At 65.8% G+C, this 532-nt stretch carries 1 protein-coding gene; it reads right to left on the reverse strand.

Translation table 11 applies throughout. The features are described from left to right. Positions 1–532: VCBS domain-containing protein (locus tag HV681_RS27710; RefSeq protein WP_217467874.1), on the reverse strand; the 532-nt coding region annotated here is incomplete at both ends.

Raw genomic sequence — 532 nt, forward strand, 5'->3', positions numbered from 1 at the left:
GCCCGCCGAGTGGTTATCCGCGCCGCCCGTTTCCTTGTAGGAGTAGGAGATGACGCCCGTCGCGGCGTTGTAGCCGGTGACGGTCAGGATGCCCTTCTCGGTGGTGATGACGACGGGGTTGGCAGCGCTCGCGCCGGTGACGTCGCGGCCGGCCACGGTAACAGCGGTGATGCCGGCTTCCGCCGACACGCCAACCGAACCGGTCACCGTCGCGCCGGAGCCTTCCAGCACGCTGTTGTGCGCGCTGGTGACGTTGCCGTCGGAGTCAACGGGGGTGACCACCGGCGGACCGTCAGTCTGGCCGTTGATGGTGATGGTCAGCACAGCCTCGCTCTTGTCGCCGTCCGCATCCGTGATGGTGTAGCGGATGGTTTCCGTGAGCGTTTGGCCGTTGTTCAAAGCCTGAACCGCGGGCAGGCCGTTGTTCAGTTGGTAGGACCACGTGCCGTCGCCGTTGTCGACCAGCTTGCCGTACTTGGCATCGGTCGTCGTGATGGCCACGGTGCTCTTATCGGCGCCGAGCGTGTCGTTG

Origin of the sequence: Achromobacter animicus (genome assembly GCF_902859585.1) — a bacterium.
GTDB lineage: Bacteria > Pseudomonadota > Gammaproteobacteria > Burkholderiales > Burkholderiaceae_B > Achromobacter > Achromobacter animicus.